1 protein-coding gene is annotated in these 1701 nt (G+C 68.6%); it reads left to right on the top strand.

The window, feature by feature from the left end:
* Window positions 1-60: 60 nt before the first annotated feature.
* Entirely contained in the window at window positions 61-1683 is a 1623-nt protein-coding gene (locus ACFY2X_RS47275) for an ISAzo13 family transposase (RefSeq protein ID WP_389952033.1), read from the top strand.
* Window positions 1684-1701: the final 18 nt, after the last annotated feature.

The following is a 1701-nucleotide window of genomic DNA, read 5'->3' on the forward strand; positions in this document are numbered from 1 at the left end:
AGGGGTTGCCGATAAATAACCCGTAGCATTCGTGCTCGTGTCGAGATGCGATGTCCGGGTATGGGCGTCGCAGTGGAGATACAGGAGATGCTGGCGGCGAAGTTCAGTGAGATCTTTCCGCATCTGGATGAGCGGCAGCGGCGGTTGCTGATGGGCGCCGAGGCGCGCGCCTTGGGGCATGGCGGGATCCGGGCGGTGGCCCGGGCCGCAGATGTGCGGCAGGCCACGGTGTCGCAGGGCGTGGCCGAGCTGGTAGCCGGACAGGCACCGCTGGGCCGGGTGCGGCGTCCCGGCGGCGGCCGCAAGCGGCTGATCGAGACCGATCCGGGGTTGCGTCCGGCGCTGTTGGCGCTGGTGGAGCCGACCGAACGCGGGGACCCGGCCTCGCCGCTGCGGTGGACGACCAAGTCCACCCGCAAGCTGGCCGCCGAACTCACCGGGCAGGGCCATCGCGTCAGCGCCGACACCGTCGCCGCCCTGTTGCGCGCCGAGGGGTTCAGCCTGCAGGCCAACGCCAAGACCCTGGAGGGCGCCCGGCACCCCGACCGCGATGCCCAGTTCCGCTATCTCAATGAGCAGGTCCGCGCGTATCGCACCGCCGGACAACCGGTGATCAGCGTTGACACCAAGAAGGAGCTGGTGGGGGCGTTTCGCAACGGTGGCCGGGAATGGCAGCCGACCGGGGAGCCGGTGCCGGTGAGTGTGTATGACTTCGCTGAGCAGGCCCTGGGCAAGGCGATTCCGTACGGGATCTACGACATCGCCGCCGACGCCGGGTGGGTGAGCGTGGGTACCGATCACGACACCGCTGTGTTCGCGGTGGCCTCGATCCGCCGCTGGTGGCACGGCCAGGGCCGGCATGCCTATTCGCGGGCCGACCGGCTGTTGATCACCGCTGACGCGGGGGGCTCCAACGGGTATCGCACCCGGGCGTGGAAGATCGAGTTGGCGGCGCTGGCCGCCGAGATCGGGTTGCCGATCACGGTGTGTCATCTGCCGCCGGGCACCTCCAAGTGGAACAAGATCGAGCATCGGCTGTTCGCGCACATCACGATGAACTGGCGGGGACGTCCGCTGACCAGCCATCAGGTCGTGGTCAACACCATCGCCGCCACCGCCACGACCAGCGGGCTGCGGGTGCACGCTGAACTCGACCCCGGCTCCTACCCGTTGGGCGTGCAGGTCAGTGACGCCGATCTGACCGCCCTGCCGCTGACCCGGCACGCCTTCCACAGTGACTGGAACTACACCCTGCACCCTGCCCCGGATCACACGGGTGCCGTGCATCCGGCCGAACGGTGGGACCCTCGTATCCTGTCCGACCCCGCTTTGACCGGAATGACCCGCCCGGACCTGGAGCGGCTGATCGTCGAGTTACTGGCCCTGGACCGGCAGCGGGCCCGGATCCGGTCGGGTCGTCCGCCCACCGTGGTGTTCACCGACCGGGTTTTGATGGCGGTGCTGCACAGGCGGCTGGGCCTGGAACCCGAGCCGCTGGCGGTACTGTTCGGCACCAGCCGCACCACCGCCTACCGTGCCGTTCACGGCATGGGCGAACTGCTCGACCGACACGGGGTCCGCATCCTGCCCGTCACCACACCACCGGCGGCGTTGAAAGTTCTGCACGCCCGGGTCGTGGCGCACGGCGACAAGGCCACCGCCAACATCAAGACAACGAGTTAATTATCGGCAACCCCTTAG

Origin of the sequence: Streptosporangium sp. NPDC000396 (assembly GCF_042898655.1) — a bacterium.
Taxonomy (GTDB): domain Bacteria; phylum Actinomycetota; class Actinomycetes; order Streptosporangiales; family Streptosporangiaceae; genus Streptosporangium.